The following is a 22,653-nucleotide window of genomic DNA, read 5'->3' as shown; positions in this document are numbered from 1 at the left end:
CGTGGGCGCCCTCGAACGCCTTGGCGACCGCCGCGTCCAACTCCGCGCGACGCCGCTCGCTCGGTGCGGGCTGGTGTGAACGGTGGTGCCACTTGTAGAACCAGGACTCCGACACACCCAGAGCCCGACCACCATCGTCGGAGCAGCTTCTCGTGCTGTGCCTGTGCTGCTCCAGACGCAGAGCTACATGCGCGCAACAGCACCACCGAGGTTGGCCACCACCCCCGACGAGGCACCTGACGCCGTTGACACAGCGGAGGGGCCCGACGCCGAGGCAGTCACAGCGCCGCCTGCCGGGACCGAGTCAGCTGGTGCCGAGTCAGCCGATGCGGAGACGGCCGAACCGCCGACTGACCCCACGGAGACTCGCATCGCACGGATAGTGGAGCGGCAACAGGTCTTTGATCGTTGTCCGTTGTGCCGGTGTGTGTTCTTCGTCGGCGCGTGTGTGTTCAGTCAGCCTGGCGTGGACCGCGACGTAGTGTCCGACCAGGTGCATCACTTGTTGCGGTTGAGTGTGCGGAGCAACCTGGACATCCACATCGTGCCCGAAGCCGCCGGTCGAGCCGTTGGTGAGCCGTTCGAACTCATCGAGTTCCGCGACAACACGCTGACGCCGATCGTCGGTGTCGAATCGTTGACCTCGACCGCTCTTTTCGGGCGAGAGGAAACGGTGAGCGCCTACCGGGAGATCGTGGCAGAACTGGCGGACATAGCGCTGGACCAGGAACACACCCGCACGTGGCTCAGGAACCTGGCGTCCGATATCGAGGGTGTCGGCGTCAATGGCGGGATCGTCCGTCTCGACCGCGGACAACCAGCGGGCACCGAGATATACAAGTAGAAAAGGCGGGAATCCCCGGGGGCAGTAGCTCCGTCTGGTCAACATATCGACGAGATCCACAAGCACACCACCCTACCTCGGCAACGACGACTGACTACCCGGGAGCCCCCCGTAATGCTGATAGATTGGAAAGACACATGTCTGTGATGTGGACGGCTGCGCCCGTCGTGATGTTCGTCGCTTTGGTCGCGGTACACGAGGCGGCGCACGCCCTGGCACTACGTCGGCACGGTATCCCCATCAGTGAGGCGGGGCTCGGTCTTCCGTTCGCGCCCCGTCTCCGTTTCCAACCCACGCCGCGACGGCCTTTTGTGCTGTCCGTGTCGATCTGGCTGGTCGGGGCCTACATCATCCCAGATGAGGCCCATGCGAAACAGCTCGCCGCGTTTCCTTACCGAGACAAGTCGTGGTTCTTCGGCGCTGGAATCGTGGCGAACGCCGTGATCGGCACCGGGCTTGTAGCCGTTCTTCAGGCGATGCAGGCCTCGCCGGTCAGCGCCGCGGTCTGGGCTGCGGTGACGGTGGTGTTGTGGGTCGGGCGTCGCTTGTTCGTGGCGTACATGGTCCCCGCCCTGGCGATTCCGCTGGTCGTATTCGTGGGATGGTCGTTGATGTCCTCCGTGGGTGAGCCCACGGGGATGGTTGGGGTGGCCACGTCGCTTGATGTCTCCTCGGCGCTTGCGGCAGTCAAGATTGTCGCGATCGCGTCGCTGGGGTTGGCCATTCTGAACATGGCGCCGATCTACCCGCTCGACGGCGGAAAGATATGCGGCGAACTAGTACGCCGCTGGACCAAAGGGAACGGCGAAAGAGTTTTCCAAAACATTGGTTTTGCCGTCGTCGTTGGACTGGTTTTCTACAGCATCATCAGCGATGTGGGTTGGCTGATATTTTCCTGATTGTTCCCGCGCGAACGCGCACACTATGACGGCAAGAAGTACACGCGAGCGCTTCAAATAGAGGTCACTGCCGGTCAGGATGTCCTTACCGGCATAGACCCGGACTCGGAGTGAGCCGCTAACCAGTTGTTCGATGTTCCCCCGTGGACGTGTGCGTCCACGGGAGTTCCCCCTTGCTTCCCCCATGGCGCGAGAGTACGCGATTTGGATTTCGTGCCAGAAGCCATGCCACGCGATCCTTTCCAAGATCACTAGTGGCAGGCCCCCACGGTGGCGTTAACCCAAGTCAACACCACCGCAGTGAAATGTAGCCCCGACGGGATTGGGACCCGCGCTACCGCCTTGAGAGGGCGTCATACCTATCACGGACGCACCCGCGCTGACCAGCGGCGACACAACTGCACTCCGCCCATCGGCGGCAACTTGGACACGTATTTGCCAGAGCCAACTGTCGACGGCCGGTTTCAACCGGTGCTGGCCAGGCACGAACCGCTTTGCTGCTCTCGCGGAACCATTGTGGAAGCTCGACCGGCGCGGGCGTAGAACTCGCCAACTTCCGCCGACCGGGGCGGCTCTACTCTCCGGCGCAGCTCCCTTGACGCGCTGGCGAGCACGGGTAGACAAGGCGCATGCTTAGCCTCGTGTTCGATCACGTGCTCGCGGCCAACCTATCCAAACCCGAAGCCCTCGACAGCGACGCCTGGGCTGCGATCCGGCACCACTGCGCCGTCGACGCAACGATCTGTTCGCGCTGCAGCACCCCAACGTTTCGAACTTGCCCGCAATCTGATCCCGCAATGCCACCGTGGGCACAATCACGAGCAGCCGATCCGGCCGCGTGGCAGCGAGCATTAGGCAGCGAGGGCTCCCAGAACCCTCTTTTCGATGCCCTTGCTGGACGTGGGTGTAAATCGTCACGTTTCCGAGTAGGCCTGCTCGTACCGTGAGGGTCGCCAGATGCGGGCACGGAACGGGGTGCGCCGCAGCGGGGTGCTTGCCTCGTTGACGAACACTTCGCCGTGCGGTCCTTGCCCGTAGTCGTGGGTCGGCCATTGCCGAGTCGCCCTTTGGCCCGGGGTTACGTTCTACGGTGTTCCGGGATCACCAGTTCGTCCGGAAGATCATCCACCTCCTCAGCACTCAGGCATCGGGGTCGGGCTCGGCCTCTCTCAGCGGCCGCGCTGGCTGTGTCGGAGTCAGCCGCCAGGGCGCCTCCCCAACGGCTTGTGCGGGTGCGGGCATGGATCGAGCGTTGCCGCACCTGGGATCGGCGAGCGGGACGCGCCACCATTCGTCGGGCGTCAGAAGCGAGAACGACGCACGTCCCCTCACGGCTCCTGCATCGCCTCTGCGATGGATCGGCTTCATGCCCGCGCTGCCTGCTTCAGCAGGATCCGATGACGCACCATCCGGATCACGGCGGGTACGCCGAGGATGGCCCAACCGAGCAAGCCGAACAGGAACGTCAGGCCGAAGGCGGTGCGGCCAGGTTCCGAGTCACCGTCCGTGAACACGCGTGAACCGACTGCCACAGCGAGAATGAGTGGGAGGCCGGCGACCCGCAGCAGCCCGGCGCCGGCGATTCCGGCGCGTGGCAGCGAAGGTCGTATGAGGAAGGGGGTATCACCGAACAGGGCGTAGACCGAACGAGCACGCTTGAGGAACGCGGGGTCGAACGACACCCCGTGCTTCGCACACCAGGCAGTCAGCTGGGACAGGCTCGCCGGCGAAGCACACCAGTCACCTTGATCCAGCGTGGCGAGGGACCGTCCGTCACGGTCCAGCAGGTGCAGGGCGGGCCGGTCGGGCTCCTCGTACCGGTAGCCGACGCCGCTGCGCACCTCCACAACCCCGAAGTCGTCGTCGGATCCACCGAGCCAGACCTCGTACCCTTTGCTGTTGACGAGGCGCAGTTCACCGTCGACCCATTGCAGCCGGGCGGTGCGACGGAACCACCTCGTCGTCGCGCCCGCGGGATCGGGTACGAACTCGTCCTCCGGTCTGACCGGACCCTCCTGGCGGAGGCGCCAGAGCCAGAGGGCGGCTACCGAGACGGAGACGACGGCACCCAGTGCAGCCGCGAGCGGGAACATCCACAAGGCGGCGAGCTGAGCAGATCGGGACACACCAGCGACTTTCTCGGCGGTGCCGATGCCGAGGGCCATGAGTAGCGGCAGCGCGACGACGATCGGCCCGACGCGTGACAGCCACAAACTGACCTGGTCGAGGTCGGCCGCCGGTTGCCAGAGGGGAGCGTTCACGTCCTCGGCGACAGCACGTTCGACGCGCAAATCCAACCGCGCGACCACCGTGTCGACGACCTGCCCACGAGCTCTCCGGTCCAGGTCGCCGTGCCACCACTCCGCCAGGCGAATGTGCGCGCGCGAGCCGTCGGCGAACCGGAACCCCAGCGTGCCGGCCTCGGAGTACGCGTCGTCACGAAACGATGCGCCATCGATCTCGCTGAGCACGTCCTGCACCTTGGGTGCCGCGACCCGGACGGGGTTGTCCACGACGGCAACTACCTCGCCGACGAAGGGCCTGCTCACGCCGCGCAGGCCGGTCGCCCGGAGCCTACGCTCGGTGAAGACGATTCGTGATCGACGGACGCCCTGGCGGCATCCGAGCTCGGCCACCGGAGGCCGCAGCACCGTATGGTCGCTCGTGCTGGTCATGGGCAGGAATCTAGCGACCGAGTCCGCGGCGCTGGTCGGCGGACTCCACTCACGCCGCGGCGTCGGGCCTGTCAACCAAATCCTTCGCTGGTTACCGGTCCGGCCTGGGTGAGTTCGTTGGCCCAACCCACCGGCGTCGCACCGATCGCCATCCCGTTCTGTTGCGCGCCTCGGCCGAGGATGACGTGGTGTTGGCGCGAGTCCGCACGTCAGCGGCACTTGGGTCCCGAGGCCGGTGTGTCGTGGCGTGTCGTGGCGTGTGTGGCAGGCTCGTGACCATGCTGCCCGGACTCGTCTCCCCCGTCGCCCGCGACCTTGTGTTCCGCGACGTCGCCCAGGTGAACGCCGAGCTTGTGATCTGGGAGCGTGAACGCAACCTCGAGACCCTCAGCCGCGAGTGCGGCTCGGTGACTCGCCTGCTGGTCGGATTCCTGGCCTGGGCGCTGGCAATCCTCGGCGGGGTGGGCCTGGTCCTCGCCGCGTGGGACGGGGTCGCACGTGTGAGCCAGGTTCTCGGCCTGGTCGCCGGGCTGCTCGTCCTGGGTGCCGCCCTACTCCTCGGCTTCCTGGTGTGGCGGACCGGTCGCGCCGTGGTCGACGCCTACTGCTGGTGGGAGCTGTTGCCGTCTCGGCTGCGCGACGAACTGTCCCCGCAGCTACGGGCGACCACCCTGTCCGACATCGTGGAAACCCGGATCTTCATGCTGCGGGGTCCGCGGCTGGTACGCACAATCGTCGCGTCGGCGGCGTTCCTCGGCCCGTTCGTGTTACTGCTCCTCGCCACCGAGGACAGCCCGCGGTTCGACGCGCTGTGGCCGTCCGGCCAGGGCCCGGCGCTGCTGGTGGCCGTGCTCGTGGCGTTCGCCGCCTGCTGGACGGTCGGCGCCGTCGTCTTGGGCGGACAGGTGCGGGCCAACTGGGCGCAATCCCAGCGCGACCCGGTGCAGAGCTGGATCCTCGCGACCACCGGCCGACTGTTTCGGGGTCGGTAGCGCACCCCGACCCTGGCACGCCGGCCGAACCGCGCGCATGACCACGGCTGCAACCAGGCCGGTCGCCTACGCCGTGACGCGTGGACGGGCCCGTGGGAAGCAGACCCAGCAGCCGCCGATTCGCAGCTCGCCGATAGCTACTTCTCCGAGCCGCTGGTGCGATGGACGCGCCTCATGGAACCTAGATCCGACTCCGCGCCAGGCGGCGTGCTCGCCTCGATCGGTCATCCACCGGCATGCGTACGTCGATGAGATCGTCGTACGCAATGCCGACACCGACAGAGACAGCCCGACTCCGGCTCCCCGCCGGAACGCCGGTCGCCGAAGTTACCCGCACCGGCTATGCCGAAGACGGTTCGCCACTTCGTGTCATGATCACCGTCGTTCCCGGCGACCGGAACATCCTGGTCTACGAGACGGATGCGTCGTAATGCCCGCGGCCGAGATGGACGTCAATCCGACCTTGGTACCACGCAGCTATCCGGGTAGCACCGTCACGAGCACGTGCTTGATCACGAGCACGTGGATATACGCGCTGGCGAGCGGTGGCGACGACATCGGGGACTGGCCCGTCGTCATAGACGGCGGGCCTCTGCTGGCACCGACAGAGCCCGCCAGCCTGCATGCCGCCCTTCAACAATTGAGCACGGCGCCCATGAGTGCCCGTCAACCGGTCCTTGCCGTCGGGTCCAACGCGTCGCCGGGACAGCTCCGGGCACAAGTTCGCCGTGCGGGACATCGACTCGCGATCATGGTCTCGGTCTTGCCCGTGCCCGTCGGCATTACGACGATGCCCGGTGCCTCCAGCCCGTACGACCAATACCCCACGATCGAGTGGAGGGCACCAATCTGCGGCCGCCGCAGACTCTGCGGCTCTGCGGGCTTCGAGACCCAATCGCGTCACGGTAGAAACCCAACACCTGATCAGGACCCAGCAAGCCCCTGCTTCTGAACCGCCCCGGCGAGTCCGGAGACTTACTGGTGTGACAGCCCAGCGGGTTGTTGGGCTGGGTTGTGAGCGTAGTAGGCGGCTTCCATCTCGGTGGGTGGTATGTCTCCGCAGTGCTGGTAGAGGCGGCGGTGATTGAACCAGTCGACCCATTCGGCGGTGGCGAGCTCGACGTGGTCGACCGTGCGCCACGGTGCCCGGGGTTTGATCAGTTCGGTCTTGTACAGGCCGTTGATCGTTTCGGCGAGGGCGTTGTCGTAGCTGGATCCCACGGCCCCGACCGAGGGCTGGATCCCGGCGTCGGCGAGGCGTTCGGTAAACGCGATCGACGTGTACTGCGATCCTCGATCGTTGTGGTGCACAACGTCTTTCACGTCCCATCCTGCGCGTTCCCGAGTCCAGATGGCATGCTCGATGGCATCGAGCACCAGCGCGGTGGTCATCGAGGTGGCGGTGCGCCAGCCGACGATGCGGCGGGCGTAGGCGTCGACAACGAACGCGACATACACCCACCCCGACTGTCCCGCCGCCGTGGAAAGTGGTCAGAGAGACTCACGGCGGTGTCACTGCTCAGGTCGTCTTGGTCGGTGACGCCGGCTGGCGCCAACCGCTGGGCGTGGCCGCGAGTGGTGAGGACAGTCTGTTGGTCACGACCGACCACGGAATCGTGGAACTCGACGCCCGTCGAGGCACCACGTTCTGGGTGTTGCGGCTGTCCGGTTGCACCGGTGCGCTGCTCGTCCTGCCTGATGGGTCCTTCCTGGTGCTGTGTCGCGGCGTGGTTCTGCGCTGTCGCGATGGGAACGTCGAACCGCTCGCAGGTAAGTTCAAGGGCCCGACTATGTTGCTCGCCGGCCCGGACGGCGAGCCGTGGGTGCTCTCCGGGACTGGCCCGAGCTTCCAAACTAATGTGAGAACTCTGGCGTTGACCCGGGTTGGGGACCGAGCCGGGCAGCAACATCGCTTCGACATCGATTTCGACGCCTCAGTCCATGCGGCTGGCTGGTGGGAACGCCGCCGATTCCTCCTAGCCGCCAGCGGGCACTCGGCCGTCGTTGACCTGAGCCGCAGCGGCGCCGTACAGGACACAGACTGGATCACCTCCTCGCATCACTACGCCGGCCACATGCTCGTCATCGACCCGAACACCGTGATCACAGCCTCGCCCACCGGGTCTAGCATCGAGGTGGCGCTGTCCTTCACCACCATCGCTGAGCGCTCCACTGATTTGGTCGCCACCCTGGCCATCAATGGCATCTCCGGATTCGCATCGACCGGCGAGGGTCGGGCCTACCTTCTCGCTGACGTGCGCGGCAACGATCCCACACCCGCGCCGATCCTGATCCGCCTATCGGGCCTTGCGCGCAGGGAAGACGAACCCGCACGCCCGCGGCGCACACCAAGGCACTGACGGCACCATAGACCAACTCAAGGCTGGTAGCCACCAGCCCTAACGCTGAGAGTGGTTCGGCGGCCCCATCGACAACCACACCCCTGAACGAACCGGCCGACCCCTACCGCGACATCCGGGACACCGCCACCGGGCGGCGCCGCGACTACAGCCTGGATCACCGCCCAATCGAGCGCAGCGGTCAAGCCGAGGTCTTCGAGGCAACCCACAAGCCGACCGAGACACGTGTTGCATTCAAGAAGCTCACCGCCAGCAACGCGGACGCGGTCGCCAGGATGCGACGGGAGATCGACATCGGCCGGCGGCTGGGTGGTCACCCGCACGTAATGCCCGTCCTTGATCACAGCAGCTCGCATGACTGATTCGTGATGCCACTGGCGGACGGGACCGCCGAAACATTGCTCCTCGACGACCTGTCGACGGCGGTCCAGTGATGGTCACCGAACCCGACGGGAAAGTAGGCAAGCGTGACGGCATCGATCCCCACGACAGCAGAGTCGAGCGTGGGTCGATGCCCTCGGGCCGATCCTTCATGGCGCAAGCATGTCGTTGGGTGCGATCCCGGCGCCGGTCAGGTGCGATTCGCCGGCCAGACTTGCTCCGGCTCGCGTACCAGGCGAGCTACCAGGTGCTGGAGGTTCTCGGGGCAGCGGAGGAAATCCCCGTGTGCGCCGGTCAGCACGAAGCTCCGAGTGGTCGCCACCTCATCCCAGCCGGTAGTCGCGACGTCCGGCGGAACCACGTCGTCCGCCGACCAACCCACCGCCGCCACCGGGACCGGAACCCGTTGCGGGGTCGGGTATCGGTAGCGGCGCTGCACGACGTGGTCGTGGCGGAACACCTCGGCCGCCATGCCGACCAGCTCTGGTGACATGCGCATGCCGAGGCCGGCGGCGATCTCGACGACCTCGGTCGTGAAGTCGTACGTCTCGAGATCGACGAAGTTGAGCGGACCGTAGAGCCCGGCCTGCGGCGCACCCCACGACGACGCCATGATCCACGCTGGCAGCGGCGCGCCGGCGGCCGCCAGCTCGAACGCCGTCGCCAGCATGAACGGCACGGCGCCGCAGTGCCCGAAGAAGGCGATCTCCTTACCGTCCAGAAGCGACAGTGCCGCCGCCAGCGACCTGGCGAACTCCTGATGGGTCTCCGGCCGCGGCTCACGGATCCGGTTCTCCCGGCCCGGCGGTTGCAACGGCACGACGGTCATCCCGCCGATCGTGGCCGGCCAGTCGCGGTAGGACGACCCGCCGACGCCCGCGTACGGGAAGCACAGCAGCGCGGCCGTCGCCTCGGCGGGGACCGGGCGGAGGAACCATCGTGCGGGTCCGGCTTTCGGCATCGATCTCCTACCTGTCAGGCCGGGTTGAGGGTGAGGGTGTGCGTGGTAGCCGAGCGGACGGCCGAGTCACCCGACCGCATGGCGATCATGTCGCCCGCCGCCCACAGCTGGGTCTGGTCCCAGTAGTCGCGGTGGAAGGCGTGACCCGACTGCCCGGTCAGGTTGATCCACTGTGACTGGTCGAGGTCGCGGAGGTCGACCACCATGCGCATGGACGGAACCGTCGTGACGGCGTACCCCTTCCGGGGGTTCCAGCCGGTGGCGTTGACCGCGTCCTTGCCACCGGCCACCGGCACCGGACCGCGGTTGAACAGCCACTCGACCGGCCCGATCCCCGACGTGCCCAGCGTGGGGTTGACCAGTTCGAGCTGATGCAGGTCACCCCAACGCCACGCGGACGGGTCGTCGCCGAGCTGCTCGGTCAGCTCGGTGTTCGCCGCGGTGAGTGCCGCCCGGACGATGTCGTCGCGTCGCTCGACCTTCCGCGTGCCGGTGTCGTCCCAGAACGGGTCGTCCGGTTCGGTGAGCAGGGTGCGCACCACCTCGAACCACCGGTCCGTGCCGTCCGGACGCGCCGCCTCCGGCAGGTCGTCGTCGAACGTGGCGGACAACAGGTGGCGCCAGACGGCGTTGAAGTACGCGGCCGGCGCGGAGTCCGTGCCCTGTCCGAAGTCCCAGCGGCGCAGGATGTCCTGCGCCTGCCGGACCGGTTCCGGCACCCGGACGGACAGCAACGCGGGTACCAGCGCCGGCGCGAACGTGTTGCGGTCGTCGAGCTGGATGCGGCGCATGGTGTCCACTGTGACCGGTCCGGTACGAGCCGCCGACTCGATCAGGTCGGTGATCCGCTCCGACCGGTACCCGTACGCCCAGGCCTTGCTCAGTAGCGGGCCGTACTGCGCGGGATCGATCACCGCGTTGTTCGCGGTGACCACGAAGCCTTCCGGCGGGTTGAACAGATGCGGCAACTCGTCGAACGGCACGGTCCCGGTCCAGGTCTGCTCCCCCGTCCACCCGGCCACGGGTTTCGTGCCGTCGCCCGCGTTACGGACCGGCACGGTGCCGACGGCCTGGAAGCCGATATTGCCGTCGGCGTCCGCGTAGACCATGTTCTGCGCCGGCGCGGAGAACAAGCGCAACGCGTCGCGGAACTGTGTCCAGTCCTGTGCCGCGTCGAGCGCGAAGACGGCGTCCGCCGTGCGGCTGGGGGTCAGCGCGGTCCACCGCAGCGCCACGGCCGTCGCCGACGACCCCTTCAACGCGTCCTCGCTGTCGGAGTAGACGTCCGAGATGATCGGTCCCGCGTCCGTGCTGCGCACCTTCAGCCGCACCGGCTTCCCGCCGGCAACCTCGATCTCCTCGACCCGGGTGTCCAGCGGCCGCTTCTCGGCGCCGCGCTGATAGGTGTCGCCGTCGACCTTCTCCAGGTACACGTCCATGGCGTCGGCGACGAAGTTCGTGAGCCCCCAGGCGATCCGGTCGTTGTGGCCGATGATCACGCCGGGCAGGCCGGAGAAGCTGACACCGGTCACGTCGAAGGGGCAGCTCGCGTCGCGGTCGCGGCAATGCAGCCCGACCTGGTACCAGGTCCCCGGCATGCCGGCCATCAGGTGCGGGTCGTTGGCGAGCAACGGTTTGCCTGTCGCCGTGAGCCGCCCGCTCACCACCCAGGAGTTCGATCCGATGCCGGTCCCACCGGTTCCGGCGACGAGCCCGCTGAGGGTGGTGACGGCTCGTGCCGCCCGGTCCGTGGCCGTGCCCGGAGTTTCCCCCGGGTAGCCGGCGGGTTGGACCGTGGGGACGGCGTTCTGGTCGAACCGGCCGTCCACCAGGGTGCCCGCGCCGACGATCGGCGCGTTGCGTTGGTACGGGTAGTCCGGCCACAGCTGCGCCACCCGCGCCGGGGGCAGCCTTGTCGCCGCGCTCGCCCCGGTGAGCTCGTCGTACAGGTTGGCGCCGAGGTCCCAGGCCATCGCCTTGAACCAGGCGAGCGAGTCGACCGGGGTCCACGGCTGCGGCTCGTAGTCGTCGTTGTTCAGGCCGAGCACTACGTACTCGAGGCTCCTCGTCCCGCCGCTCGGGTTGTCGGCCAGCCAGTCGTTGACGCCCTTCGCGTAGGCGTCCAGGTAACGCCGGGTCGACGGGTTGAGCAGGGTCAGCTCGCGCTCCGCGACGCGGCGCCATCCCAACGTCCTGGTCACCTTGTCCTGTTCCAGCGTGGCTTCGCCGAACAGCTCGGACAGGCGGCCGGCCGTGATGTGCCGGCGGAAGTCCATCTCCCAGAACCGGTCCTGCGCGTGCACGTAGCCCTCGGCGAGGAACAGGTCCTCCGGTGTGTCCGCGTAGATGTGCGGCACCCCGAAGTCGTCGCGGCGCACGGCGACGCTCCCGGTCAGACCGTCGACGGCGAGCTCGCCGTCGACCTCCGGAAACGACCGCTGGAACTGCCACGCGACGATTCCCGTACACACCAACGCGATGACCAGCAGGCCGGTCACCACGCGGGCCACCCACCGCAGCGGGCGCGGCAGCCGTGCGAACGGCCGCGGAATTCGCCTGAGCGGCCACGCCTTGACCATGTCGGAAACCTCGCATCGTCGACCGGCGGTGGTGTCCCAGCTCTGCGCTGGTGGTTGCAGTAAACCGCGCGGCCACTCGTTCCGGCCGTCCCTGTTTCAGATGACACGTCCCCTTTCTATGTGACATGGGTGCGCTCACCGGGATGTATACGGTGGGTCGGCGGCCGGCGAAATGCCGGGTCGGCGGTCCGAGTTCATTCGAAGAAATGCGATGACGGTATGTCAGAGGCTGACACTTTTTCGCTGACCGCGGCTCAGCGTGCGTTGTGGGTCGGCGCCGGAACGACGGCGGACGGCGCGCAACCGATCGAGGGCTGCCTGGTGCGGGTGTCGGGTCGGCTCGACCGGGGTCGGCTGATCACGGCGATCACCGACGTGGTCGGCGAGCAGAGCGCGCTGCGGATCGCCTGCGAGTTCGGCACGGACCTGCCCGTCCAGCGGGTGCACCCGCGGGTGCGGATCGACCTCGCCTCGATCGATCTGTCGGCACGTGCCGAGGACGTGGCGGCCGAGGAGGCGCGGCGGTGGGCGACGGGGTTGGTCACCACGCCGTTCGACCTGTCCAGGCCGCCGCTGTGGCGGGCCGGGGTGGCCGCGCTGCCCGGCGGGGAGTCGATCATCGTCCTGGCCGCGCACCACATGATCTGCGACGGCTGGTCGCTGCGCCTGCTCCTCGACAGCATCGGCGAGCACTACGTCGCCGGCGCCCCGCGCAACGGCTCGGCGGGGTCGGCCACGCGGTATCCGACCGCGCTGCTGGAGCGCGAGGCGACCAGGAAGGCCGATGAGAAGACCCTCGGCTACTGGCGGTCGATCGTCGAGAACCGGGCCTCGACACCACTCACGCCGTCGCCCGACCGCGCGGCCGACGCCGCGGGCCGGCAGGGTGCGCAGGTCAGCACGGTGCTGCGTCCCGAGCTGGCCGAGTCCCTCCGCCTGCTCGCCCGCGCGACCCGGTCCACGCCGTCCGTCGTGTTCCTCGCCTGCTACGCGGCGGTACTCGCCCGGCTGACCGGCGACGACCGGGTCCCGATCGGCACGGTGACCCACGGCAGGCCGACGCCGGAGCTGAAGCAGCTGGTCGGCCTGTTCGCCAGCACATTGGTCGTCCCGACCGACGTGTCCGGCGGTCCGACCGTCGAGGAGCTGCTGCGGCGGGTTCGCGGCGACTACAAGGACACGCTGGCGCACCGCGAGGTCTCGCTCGAGGAGCTCACCGCCGGCCACGACCTCGTTCGGGCCCCGCTCTTCCGCCACCTGATCGCCTACCACTCGACCGACCTCAGCATCACCCGGTTCGCGGGCCTGCCCGCGACACTCGAGCTGGTCTCCGGGGGTGCTTTCACCCGCGAGCTGGAGTTGCACGTACGCGAGATTTCCGACGGGTACGAGCTGCAGCTCCGCCACAATCCCGGACAAATCGGCCGCGAGCACGCTGAAAGCATTCTCCGCGCTTTTGTGTCGGCATTGTGCGAATTCGTGGCGAATCCGCGGAACGCGATTTCCTCGATGTCGTTCTTGCCGGCCGACGAGTGGGGTCGACTGGCCGCCTGGAACGAGACCCGGCGCGATTTCGAGGCCGCGAGCCTGCCGGAGTTGCTGGCGGCCGGCGTCGGCTCGGGCCGCGGGGTCGCGGTGGTGGACGCGGCCGGCAGCGAGGTCTCCCGTGGACAGTTGTGGGCACGGGCGGGCGACGTCGCGAGCTGCTTGCGGCGCTTGGGAGTCGGCGCCGGCTCGCTGGTGGGGGTGTGTTGCGAGCGCTCGGTCGAGCTGGTCGTCGCGCTCCTCGGCGTGGTGCGGGCCGGCGCGGCGTTCGTGCCGCTGGATCCGTCGTTCCCACGCGGTCGGCTCGAGCTGATGGCCGACGACTGCACACTCGACGTCGTGCTGACCCAGCGTGGGCCGCACGAGTCGCTGCCGGCCGGCGTGACGTGCCTGTACCTGGACGAACCCCTAGACGAGTGCGGCACCGAGACTCTCGACGTCCGCGCCGGCGACGCGGACCCGGCGTACGTCATGTACACCTCGGGCTCCACCGGCAGGCCGAAAGGCGTCGTGGTCTCCTACAAGGCCCTCCGGAACCTGACGCTGTGGCTGCAGGACACGTTCCCGCTGCGGCCCGGTGACCGGGTGCTGCAGAAGACCCCGATGAGCTTCGACGTGTCCCTGGCGGAGTTCTTCTGGCCGCTGCTGCCCGGCGCGACCATCGTGCTGGCCGAGCCGTCGGGCCATCGCGACAGTGCCTACCTGGCCCGGCTGGCCACCGAACGCCGTGTCACGGCCATGCACTTCGTGCCGTCCATGCTGCGGCAGTTCCTCGACGAACCCGACGTGCCCAACCTGGCCGGCGGTTCGCTGCGCCAGGTGTACTCCGCGGGCGAGGCACTGCCGGTCGAGCTGGCGGAGCGGTTCCACGAGCTGCTGCCCGGCGTCGAGCTGCACAACCTGTATGGGCCGACAGAAGCGGCGGTCTTCAGCACCTGGTGGGACTGCCAACGGTCCGGCCCGCCGCACACCGTCCCCATCGGACGCCCCGCCGCCAACACCACCGCGTTCGTCCTCGACCACAACCTGCGACCGGTCCCCGTCGGCACCCCTGGCGAGCTCTACCTCGGCGGCGTCCAGCTCGCGGACGGCTACCTCAACCAGCCGGCCCTGACCGCGCAACGGTTCCCCGCGAACCCCCTCCCGTTCGGCGGACCGCGCCTGTACCGCACCGGCGACCGCGCCCGTCTCCTGCCGGACGGCACCATCGAGTACCTCGGCCGCGTCGATGCCCAGGTCAAACTGCGCGGCCAGCGGGTGGAGCCCGCCGAGATCGACCACGTGCTCGCCACCCATCCCGGCGTCCGCGACGCGGTGACGATCTTGCGCACCGACCTGCCCACCGGCCCGTACCTGGCGTCCTACGTCGTCACGCACACGCGGGCACCCGCCACCGCCGAGCTGCGCCACCACCTCGCAGCGCACCTGCCGCCCCACGCAGTGCCCACCACCATCACCGCGCTGACCACGCTTCCCCTGTCCCCCAACGGAAAGGTCGACCGCGGCGCGCTCCCGGCGCCGGTGCACCAGCCCACGGCGCGCCGCACGCCACCCCGCAACGACCACGAGGCCACCGTCGCCGACATCTGGCAGACCCTGCTCGGCGCGACGGACATCGGCGTCCACGACAACTTCTTCGATCTCGGGGGCCACTCGCTGGTCGCCATGCAGGTCGTCGCGCGGATCCGGGACCTGTGCGAGGTCGAGATCCCGGCGAGCGCGCTGTTCGACGGCGCGTCCACGGTGGCCGACCTGGCCGTGCTCGTCGAGCGGGGCAGCGCCGGCGCCGACCTCCCCCAGGTGCGCAAGGCGTCGCGCACCGAACACCTTCCCCTGTCCTACCAGCAGGAGCAGCTGTGGCTGACCCAGCAGCTGCATCATGGCCTGACGGCGTACAACGGAGTCGCCAGTGTCCACATGAGAGGCGAGCTGGCCGCGGACTGCCTTGCGGCCGCCGTCGACGACCTGCAGGCACGGCACGAGATCCTGCGGACCCGATTCCCCACCTTGGCGGGCCGCCCGGTCCAGCGGATCGAACCGGCCGTCGACCTTCCGGTCGAGACGGTCGACCTCAGCCGGGTTCCGGTGACCGAGCGGACGGTCCGGGTCGAGCTGGCGATGATCGAGGCCGGGCGGACCGTATTCGACCTGGCGGCAGGGCCGCTGCTCACGCTGCGGTTGCTGAGGTTGGCGCCGGACGAGCACGTCCTGGTCGTCGCCGAGCACCACCTCATCCACGACGGCTGGTCGCTCCAGATCCTCATGCGCGATCTCGTCGAGCTGTACGGCGCCCGGACGACCGGCCGGTCGCCGCGGCTGTCGGAGCTGAGCGTGCAGTACGCCGACTTCGCCGTGTGGCAACGAGAACACCTCGGCGGGCCGACGCGTGACCGGCTGTTGAGCTACTGGCGCCGGCAGCTCGCCGACGCCCCGGAGCTGCTCGCACTGCCCACCGACCGGCCGCGGCCCGCGGAGCAGAGCTTCGCCGGCCACCAGGAAACGATCACCATCGACGCCGGCCTCGCCCGCGCCGTGCGCGAGTTCGCCGCGCAGCGCCGGGTGACCGAGTTCATGGCCATGGTGACCGCGTTCGTCGCGCTGATGCACCGCTACAGCGAGCAGGACGACTTCACGGTCGGCACGCCGGTGGCCAACCGCAGGCGTTCGGAGAGCGAGGACCTGCTCGGGTTCGTCGCGAACACGATCGTGCTCCGCGCGGACGTCACCGGCGCTCCGTCCTTCGACACCCTGCTCGGCCGGGTGCGGCGGACCTGCCTGGGCGCCTACGACCACCAGGACATGCCGTTCGAGCTACTGGTGGACGAGCTGTCGAGCGGTCGAAGCCTGGCCGCCGCTCCCCTGTTCCAGGTCGCGTTCAGCATCGTCGACGACCCGCTCACCACGCACGAGGCGGGCGGCGTGACGTTCGACCTCGTGGAGTGGCACAACGACACGGCGAAGTTCGACCTGAACATGGTCGTCGTGCCACCGGCCGGCCCGGACGGCGAGACCGTGATCCGGCTGGAACACCGGACGGACCTGTTCGATCCCGCGTCGGCCCGCCGGGTCCTGCAGAGCTACGCAGCACTGCTCGCCGCGATGGTGGCGGACCCGGACCGGCTCGTCCGGGACGTGCCCGTGCTCCCGTTCGGCCAGCACTGGCCGACGTCGCTCGACCCGGCAGCCGCACTCACGACGGAGGCCGACCGGCCGGTGCCCGGTCTGTTCGGCGCACGGGAGATGCGGCGCCAGGCGCTGGCCCGGATCTGGTCCGACGTGCTCGGCGTCCCGATCGGGCCGGACGACGACTTCTTCGAGCTCGGCGGAAACTCCCTGCTCGCCGCGGACGTGGTCGCCCGGGTCGGCGAGGCGTTCGGCCGCGAGATCTCGCTGCGCACCCTGTTCGAGCTGCCGACGGTCGACGAGCTGGCATCGGTGCTGGACGGCGCCGAGCCCGCACTCGCGGACCGGCCGGCGCTCACCCCGACCGCGGCGGTGGAGCACCGGGAGCTGTCGTTCGCCCAGTACCGGCTGTGGTTCCTCGAGCAGCTGAACCCGGGGACCACCGCGTACAACATGTACGGCTGCCGCCGCCTGCTCGGCGCGCTCGATGTCGAGCTGCTCGAACGGTGCGTGCGCACGATCCTGTCCCGGCACGAGACGCTGCGCACCCGGTTCCCGTCGGTCGGCGGGCAGCCCACCGTTGTCGTCGACGACCAGCTGGACTGGCGGATACGGGTGGACGACCTCTCGGACTTCGGTGCGGAGGCGGCCGAGGCGGCGCGCAAGCTGTCGGCGGAGGAGGCGGACACTCCCTTCGACCTCGAACACGGGCCGCTCCTGCGGTGCCGGCTGCTGCGGCTCGGTGAGACCGAGCACCTGCTGCTGGTGAGCTTCCACCACATCGTGGCCGACGCCTGGTCGCTCGGCCTGTTCCTCGCCGAGCTCGCCGGGCTGTACAGCGCGGAGGGGGATGCCGCCGAGGCGAACCTGCCGGCGCTGCCGGTCCAGTACCACGACTACGCCTCCTGGCAGCGGGAGCTGTTGAGCGAGGACCACATGGACCGGTTGCTCGACTACTGGACCGAGCACCTGGCGGACGCGCCGACCGCGATCGACCTGCCGGCGCGGCGGTCTCGCACCCCGGCGCAGGAGTTCGCCGGCGGGATGACGAGCCTGCTGTTGCCCGCCGACACCTCGGCGGCGGTGCGGGCGCTGGGCGTCGAAGCCGGGACGACCACGTTCATGACCCTGCTGGCCGCGATGGGGACGGTCCTGTGCCGGTGGACCCGACAGGAGGACATGGTCATCGGCGTGCCGGTCGCGATCCGGGATGCACCCGAGACCCGCGGCCTCATCGGGTTCTTCATGAACACGCTCGCGATGCGGGTGGACCTGTCCGGCCGGCCGACGTTCTCGGAGCTGCTCGGGCGGGTCCGGGAGACCTCGCTGGACGCGTACCTCCACCAGGCGCTCCCCTTCGAACAGTTGGTGGAGAACCTGCCGGTGGACCGGGATCTCGGCCGGTCGCCGCTGTTCCAGGTGATGCTCAACGTGGTGAACGTCGCCGAGGGCACGCAGGAGCTGCGTGGCGTCACCGTCGAGGACGTCGAGGTGCCGCCGCCCACGACGAAGTTCGACCTCACGCTGTACGCCAGGGAGTCGGCCGGCCGGCTGCGGTTCGACCTGAACTTCCGCGCGGACCTCTACGACGCCGACCTCATGACGGCGCTGCTGGACCAGATCGCCACCCTGCTGGCCGGTGCGGCAACCAACCCGCACCTGCCCGTGCACCGGTATCCGCTGTGTGCGGCCGATGACGAGGAACCCACACCCGTTACAGACACGGGACAACAGCTCGACCACGAGCTCGCACACCGTGCCGAGCTCGCGCCGGAGTCCGTGGCGATCGTGGACCGAGACGGCGTGTGGCCCTGGCGGCGGCTCGACGAGGCCGCCGACCGGTTCGGGCAGCTCCTCCTCGAACGTGACGTCGACCCGGCCGGCATGGTCGGCATCGAGGCCCGCCGGCACGGCGGTCTGCTCGCGGCCATGGTGGGTTGCTTCAGGCTGAACGTGCCGTTCACGGTGCTGGCACCGGGCGCCCGGATCGACACCTACGTGGTCCTCGACCCGGATGCCGACCCCGAGCCGACACGCGCCGCCCCGCTGACACCGGTGCGAGCCGCGGGGCACACCTCGGCGTGCGTGGTGCTCACCTCCGGTACGACCGGCGAGCCGCGGGCCGTGGCGGTCAACCACGCGGCACTCCTGCGTTTCGGCTCGTGGCAGGCGGAGACGTTCGGCCTCACGGACACCGACCGGGTCGCCGTGCTGCACGGGCCGGCGCACGAGTCGTTCGTCGCGGCCACGTTCGGCGCACTCCGCGCCGGTGCGCACCTCTGCCTGCCCGACGACGGCGATGTCGCCACGGCGCCGGCGCTCCTGTCCTGGTTGCGGGACAACGGCATCACGGTCGTGCACGCCGACCTCCGGACACTCCGGCTGCTCGACGGCGACGCGGGTGCGCTGCCCGCGCTGCGGTACGTCCTCGTTCGCGGCGACACCCCGCACAGCTCGAACCTGACGGCGCTGCGCCGCCTGGCGCCGGACGCACGGTGCGTGAGCATCTACGGCGCCGCGGAGGTGCCCGGCGGGATCGGCTACCGCCTGATGTCCGCGGGCGGCACCGGCTCGGCGACCTGCACCGCGGGAGTATCGGCGGCGCACGTGGTGCTGCAGAACGACTCCGGTGGGCCGGTCGCCCTCGGCGAGATCGGCGAGGTCCTCGTGCGTGCGCCGGACCTGCCCGACGGCTACCTCGGCCGGGCGGCGGCCACGGCGCAGCGGTTCGTGCCCGATCCCGCCCGACCCGGCGGGCGGCTGTTCCGCACCGGGGACCTGGGCCGGCGCCTGCCCGGTGGCGGCGTGCAGGTGCTCGGACCCCGGCTGCTGGACCTGAGCGTCCGCGGGCAGCGGGTGGACGTGGACCGGGTGACGCACGCGCTGCTGGCGGACCCGGCGGTCCGGGACGCCGCGGTGATCGCGCGGCGAGGTCCGGCGGACACCGCCGAGCTGGTGGCCTACGTGGTGCTGGACGGTCCCCCGCCGGCCGACCTGCGTGCCCGGGTGGCGCGCGAGGCGCCCGACCACGCCGTGCTCAGCCAGATCGTGCCGCTCGACGCGTTGCCGCTGACCCGGAACGGCCGGCTCGACCGGTCCGCGTTGCCGGCGCCGGGTGCGGTGGCGGCGCCGGCGGAGGCGCCCGTGGTCGCGCCGCGCACCCCGGTCGAGGAGCAGCTGGCCGTCCTCTACCGGGAGGTGCTCGACGTGAGCCGGGTCGGCGTCCACGACAGCTTCTTCGACCTCGGCGGCCACTCCCTCTCCGCGACCCAGCTGGCCTCCCGGGTGAAGAGCACGTTCATGGTCGAGCTGCCGCTCCGCGAGTTCTTCGAGGCCACGACCGTGGCACAGCTGGCCGTCCGGGTCGTTCACGCGCAGGCCCGGCTCGCACCGGAGAGCGAGCTGGCCGCCCTTCTCGACGAGCTCGAGTAGCTCCCCGATGCCAGACGCGAGGAATTGGTGAGGCAGTTGACTGATCTGCAGGAGCGCATCGAAGCACTGCCGCCGGACAAGCGGGCCCGGCTGGAGCGGATGCTGGCCGACAAGGCGGCCACGGCGCAGGTCGACCGGCCGATCCCGGCCCGGGGCTCGGCGGCGGTCGAGCTGTCGTTCGCCCAGCGCCGCGAGTGGCTCACCGAGCAGCTGCGCGGCTCGAACAACATGCGTGGCGCGGTGCGCCTGTCCGGTCGGCTCGATGTCGAGCTGCTGCGCCGGATCGTCCGCGAGCTCGTCGCTCGGCACGAGGTGCTCCGCACGAACGTCGAGTTGCGGTCCGGCGCCCCCGTCGCGGTGGTGCGGCCGCCGGGCGACGAGCTCGACCTGCCGGTCGTGGACCTGAGCGGAACACCGCGGACCGAGCACCCCGCGGAGCTCGATCGGCTGGTACACGAGGAGGCCTGCCGACCCTTCGACGTCGAGTCCGACGTCCTGATGCGCGGGGTGATCATCCGGCTCGCACCCGACGAGCACATCCTGCTGCTCACCACGCACCACATGGCTTCCGACGGGTGGTCGCAGGGCATCCTGGTCACCGAGATCGCGGCACTGCACGAGGCGTTTCGGGACGGCGGCGAGTCGACGCTGACGCCACTGGCGCTGCAGTACGCCGACTTCGCCGCGTGGCAACAGGACCAGCTCGACCAGGGTGGGTTCGAGCCGCACCTGGAGTACTGGCGCACGCAGCTCGCCGGCATGCCGCCCCGGTTGGCGCTGCCCATCGACCACCCGCATCCGCCGGAGCCCTCGTTCTCCGGGGCGACGTACCGGCACTCGTTGTCCGCCACCGCTCGCGACGGCGTCGACCGGCTCGTCAAGCAGATCCACGCGTCCCCGTTCATGGTGATGCTCGCCGCGCTCAAGACCCTGATGTACCGGTTCACCGGCCAGACGGACATCGTCGTCGGTGCCCCGATCGCGGGCCGGAACCGGCCGGAGCTGGAACCCGTCATGGGCTGCTTCGTCAACGTGCTCCTGCTGCGCACCCACCTGAGCGGCGCGGACACGTTCGACGAGCTGCTCAGGCAGGTCCGGACCGCGACCCTCGACGGCTACGAGCATCAGGACCTGCCCTACGAGCGGCTCATCGACGACCTGCAGCCAAAGCGCGACCGGGCCGGTACCCCGCTGATCCAGCTGATGTTCAACTTCGACAACCTCCCGCTCACGCCCGTCGAGCTGACCGGCGTGACCATGACACCGATGCCGGTGGACTGGGACGGCGTCAACGTCGAGCTGGCGTTGCTGGCGCAGCAGGACGCCGACGGCACGACGCTCGTCTGGCAGTACGACACCGAGCTCTTCGAGCCCGAGACGGTCGCCGACCTGAGCAGGCACCTGGAGCGGATACTCGAAGCGGTCATCGTGGCGCCGCAAACCCGGCTCGACGACATCGCGCTCACCGACCGCGCCGCGGCGACCGCCGACGTGACCACGGCCGGGCCGGACGCAAGGGACGCCGAGAGCGTCCACCGGGCCGTCGAACGGTGGGCGAGCCGAACCCCCGAGGCTGCCGCGGTGGTCTGCGCCGGACAGGCGATGTCGTACCGAGAGCTGGACCGGCGCGCCAACCGGATCGCGCACCTGCTCCGTGACCGCGGCGCGGGCCGCGGCGCGGTCGTCGGCGTCTGCACCGGGTCCTCGTTCCGGCTCGCCGAGGCGGTGCTGGGCGTGCTGAAGGCCGGCGCCGCGTTCCTGCCGCTGGATCCGCGTGATCCCGTCGCTCGCACCCGTTTCCTGTTGGACGACCTGGAGATCCGGACCGTGCTGACGGACCCGGAGACCGAACCGCTGCTGCACGAGCCGGGTGTCGCGACGGTGATGCTGGACGACGACGCGACCGCCACGCGCGGCCGCACCGAGACCGACCAGGGCATCGACGTCGGCTCGCGCGACATCGCCTACGCCATCTACACATCCGGGTCGACCGGCACGCCGAAGGGTGTGCTGGTCGAGCACGGCGCCCTACTGGAGTACGCCAAGTGCTTCGCCGGCCGCCTGGGCATCGGGCCGGCCGACCGGTTCCTGCAGTTCGCGTCGCCGGGTTTCGACGTCCTGGTGGAGGAGCTGTTCCCGACCTGGCTGGCCGGCGCCACCGTCGTGATGATGCCGGCCGAGACACGTGGCGGTGCACCCGCCGACCTGGTCCGGCTACTGGCCGCCGAGCGGGTCACGCTCGCCGAGCTGCCGACCGCGCTGTGGCACGAGTGGGCGGACGTGGCCGACCGGCCCGGGCAGGCGCCGCCGGAGTCCTTGCGGATGGTCGTGGTGGGTGGCGAGCGCGTGCTGCGGGACCGGCTGGCGGCCTGGGCCCGCACGGGTGTGGCGCTGACCCACGTGTACGGGCTCACCGAGACCACGGTCACGTCGACGACGTTCACGCCGGGACCGGAGGACTGGGCGTCGGCGAACCTGCCAATCGGCAGCGCGCTGGCCAACACCGCGTTGTACGTGCTGGACACGAGAATGCGACCGGTGCCCAAGGGCGCGCCGGGTGAGCTGTTCGTCGGCGGGACCGGCGTCGCGCGTGGCTACGTCAACCAGCCGGGACTGACCGCGGAGCGCTTCCTGCCGGACCCGTTCGCGGCGCGAGCGGGTGCGCGGATGTACCGCACCGGCGATCTGGTGCGGGTGCGCACCGACGGCAACCTCGAGTTCCTGAGCCGGGTGGACCGGCAGGTCAAGATCCGGGGGTACCGGATCGAGCTGGCCGAGATCGAGGCCGCACTGGTGCGCTGCACCGGGATCCGCCAGGCAGTCGTCACCGTCCGGGAGGTGACCGAAGGCGACCGGCGGCTG

General features: G+C 69.5%; 11 protein-coding genes and 1 pseudogene. 7 read left to right on the top strand and 5 right to left on the bottom strand.

Annotation, left to right across the window (positions count from 1 at the left end; genetic code table 11):
- The first annotated feature begins 187 nt into the window (after positions 1-187).
- The gene (locus tag ACRDTB_RS28560) at positions 188-844 is read left to right on the top strand and encodes a Scr1 family TA system antitoxin-like transcriptional regulator (protein ID WP_431435260.1); all 657 of its coding nucleotides are present in this window, start codon (positions 188-190) and stop codon (positions 842-844) included.
- A gap of 137 nt (positions 845-981) precedes the next feature.
- On the top strand, positions 982-1,743 hold the full coding sequence (locus tag ACRDTB_RS28555; protein ID WP_431435258.1) for a M50 family metallopeptidase: 762 nt from the start codon (positions 982-984) through the stop codon (positions 1,741-1,743).
- A 1,364-nt stretch (positions 1,744-3,107) separates the two neighbouring features.
- Here ACRDTB_RS28555 and ACRDTB_RS28550 read toward each other — a convergent pair.
- A complete protein-coding gene (locus ACRDTB_RS28550; RefSeq protein ID WP_431435257.1) occupies positions 3,108-4,493 on the bottom strand; it encodes a hypothetical protein in 1,386 nt (461 codons plus the stop codon).
- Between the two features lie 203 nt (positions 4,494-4,696).
- Here ACRDTB_RS28550 and ACRDTB_RS28545 point away from each other — a divergent pair, with 203 nt between their 5' ends.
- Both ACRDTB_RS28545 and ACRDTB_RS28540 read left to right on the top strand, forming a co-directional pair.
- Positions 4,697-5,410: a hypothetical protein gene (locus tag ACRDTB_RS28545; RefSeq protein WP_431435256.1), complete on the top strand. Its 714-nt coding sequence runs from the start codon at positions 4,697-4,699 to the stop codon at positions 5,408-5,410.
- A 236-nt stretch (positions 5,411-5,646) separates the two neighbouring features.
- On the top strand, positions 5,647-5,841 hold the full coding sequence (locus ACRDTB_RS28540; RefSeq protein ID WP_431435255.1) for a UTRA domain-containing protein: 195 nt from the start codon (positions 5,647-5,649) through the stop codon (positions 5,839-5,841).
- A gap of 235 nt (positions 5,842-6,076) precedes the next feature.
- Here the strand turns inward: ACRDTB_RS28540 and ACRDTB_RS28535 are convergent, their stop codons facing one another.
- On the bottom strand, positions 6,077-6,274 hold the full coding sequence (locus tag ACRDTB_RS28535) for a DEAD/DEAH box helicase family protein (RefSeq protein WP_431435259.1): 198 nt from the start codon (positions 6,272-6,274) through the stop codon (positions 6,077-6,079).
- Positions 6,275-6,385: 111 nt separating this feature from the next.
- Positions 6,386-6,874 (bottom strand): annotated as a pseudogene (locus ACRDTB_RS28530) (DDE-type integrase/transposase/recombinase); the annotation flags it as partial.
- Positions 6,875-7,002: 128 nt separating this feature from the next.
- Here ACRDTB_RS28530 and ACRDTB_RS28525 point away from each other — a divergent pair.
- Positions 7,003-7,770: a hypothetical protein gene (locus ACRDTB_RS28525; protein ID WP_431435254.1), complete on the top strand. Its 768-nt coding sequence runs from the start codon at positions 7,003-7,005 to the stop codon at positions 7,768-7,770.
- A 571-nt stretch (positions 7,771-8,341) separates the two neighbouring features.
- Here ACRDTB_RS28525 and ACRDTB_RS28520 read toward each other — a convergent pair.
- Positions 8,342-9,112: a thioesterase II family protein gene (locus tag ACRDTB_RS28520; RefSeq protein WP_431435253.1), complete on the bottom strand. Its 771-nt coding sequence runs from the start codon at positions 9,110-9,112 to the stop codon at positions 8,342-8,344.
- 14 nt (positions 9,113-9,126) lie between these two features.
- Positions 9,127-11,691, bottom strand: a complete 2,565-nt coding sequence (locus ACRDTB_RS28515) for a penicillin acylase family protein (RefSeq protein ID WP_431435252.1) — start codon at positions 11,689-11,691, stop codon at positions 9,127-9,129.
- 219 nt (positions 11,692-11,910) lie between these two features.
- On the opposite strand from ACRDTB_RS28515, the gene ACRDTB_RS28510 reads away from it, so the two are divergent.
- Both ACRDTB_RS28510 and ACRDTB_RS28505 read left to right on the top strand, forming a co-directional pair.
- Positions 11,911-19,791 carry an amino acid adenylation domain-containing protein gene (locus tag ACRDTB_RS28510; RefSeq protein WP_431435251.1) on the top strand — a complete coding sequence of 2,627 codons (7,881 nt, stop codon included), beginning with the start codon at positions 11,911-11,913 and terminating at the stop codon, positions 19,789-19,791.
- Between the two features lie 36 nt (positions 19,792-19,827).
- Positions 19,828-22,653, top strand: a 2,826-nt coding sequence (locus tag ACRDTB_RS28505) for a non-ribosomal peptide synthetase (protein ID WP_431435250.1), incomplete at its 3' end; no start/stop codon positions are given.

The sequence above is a fragment of the Actinophytocola sp. genome, assembly GCF_050699935.1.
Taxonomy (GTDB): Bacteria; Actinomycetota; Actinomycetes; order Mycobacteriales; family Pseudonocardiaceae; genus Actinophytocola.
The sequence above is the reverse complement of the archived record's forward strand: the minus strand, read 5'-3'. Positions and strand labels throughout refer to the sequence as shown.

What these genes read in the sequence shown, in the direction of transcription:
- ACRDTB_RS28560 (WP_431435260.1), top strand. Translation starts at nt 188, where the DNA reads ATGCGCGCAACAGCACCACCGAGGTTGGCCACCACCCCCGACGAGGCA.
- ACRDTB_RS28555 (WP_431435258.1), top strand. Translation starts at nt 982, where the DNA reads ATGTCTGTGATGTGGACGGCTGCGCCCGTCGTGATGTTCGTCGCTTTG.
- ACRDTB_RS28545 (WP_431435256.1), top strand. Translation starts at nt 4,697, where the DNA reads ATGCTGCCCGGACTCGTCTCCCCCGTCGCCCGCGACCTTGTGTTCCGC.
- ACRDTB_RS28540 (WP_431435255.1), top strand. Translation starts at nt 5,647, where the DNA reads ATGCGTACGTCGATGAGATCGTCGTACGCAATGCCGACACCGACAGAG.
- ACRDTB_RS28520 (WP_431435253.1), bottom strand. Translation starts at nt 9,112, where the DNA reads ATGCCGAAAGCCGGACCCGCACGATGGTTCCTCCGCCCGGTCCCCGCC.
- ACRDTB_RS28515 (WP_431435252.1), bottom strand. Translation starts at nt 11,691, where the DNA reads ATGGTCAAGGCGTGGCCGCTCAGGCGAATTCCGCGGCCGTTCGCACGG.
- ACRDTB_RS28510 (WP_431435251.1), top strand. Translation starts at nt 11,911, where the DNA reads ATGTCAGAGGCTGACACTTTTTCGCTGACCGCGGCTCAGCGTGCGTTG.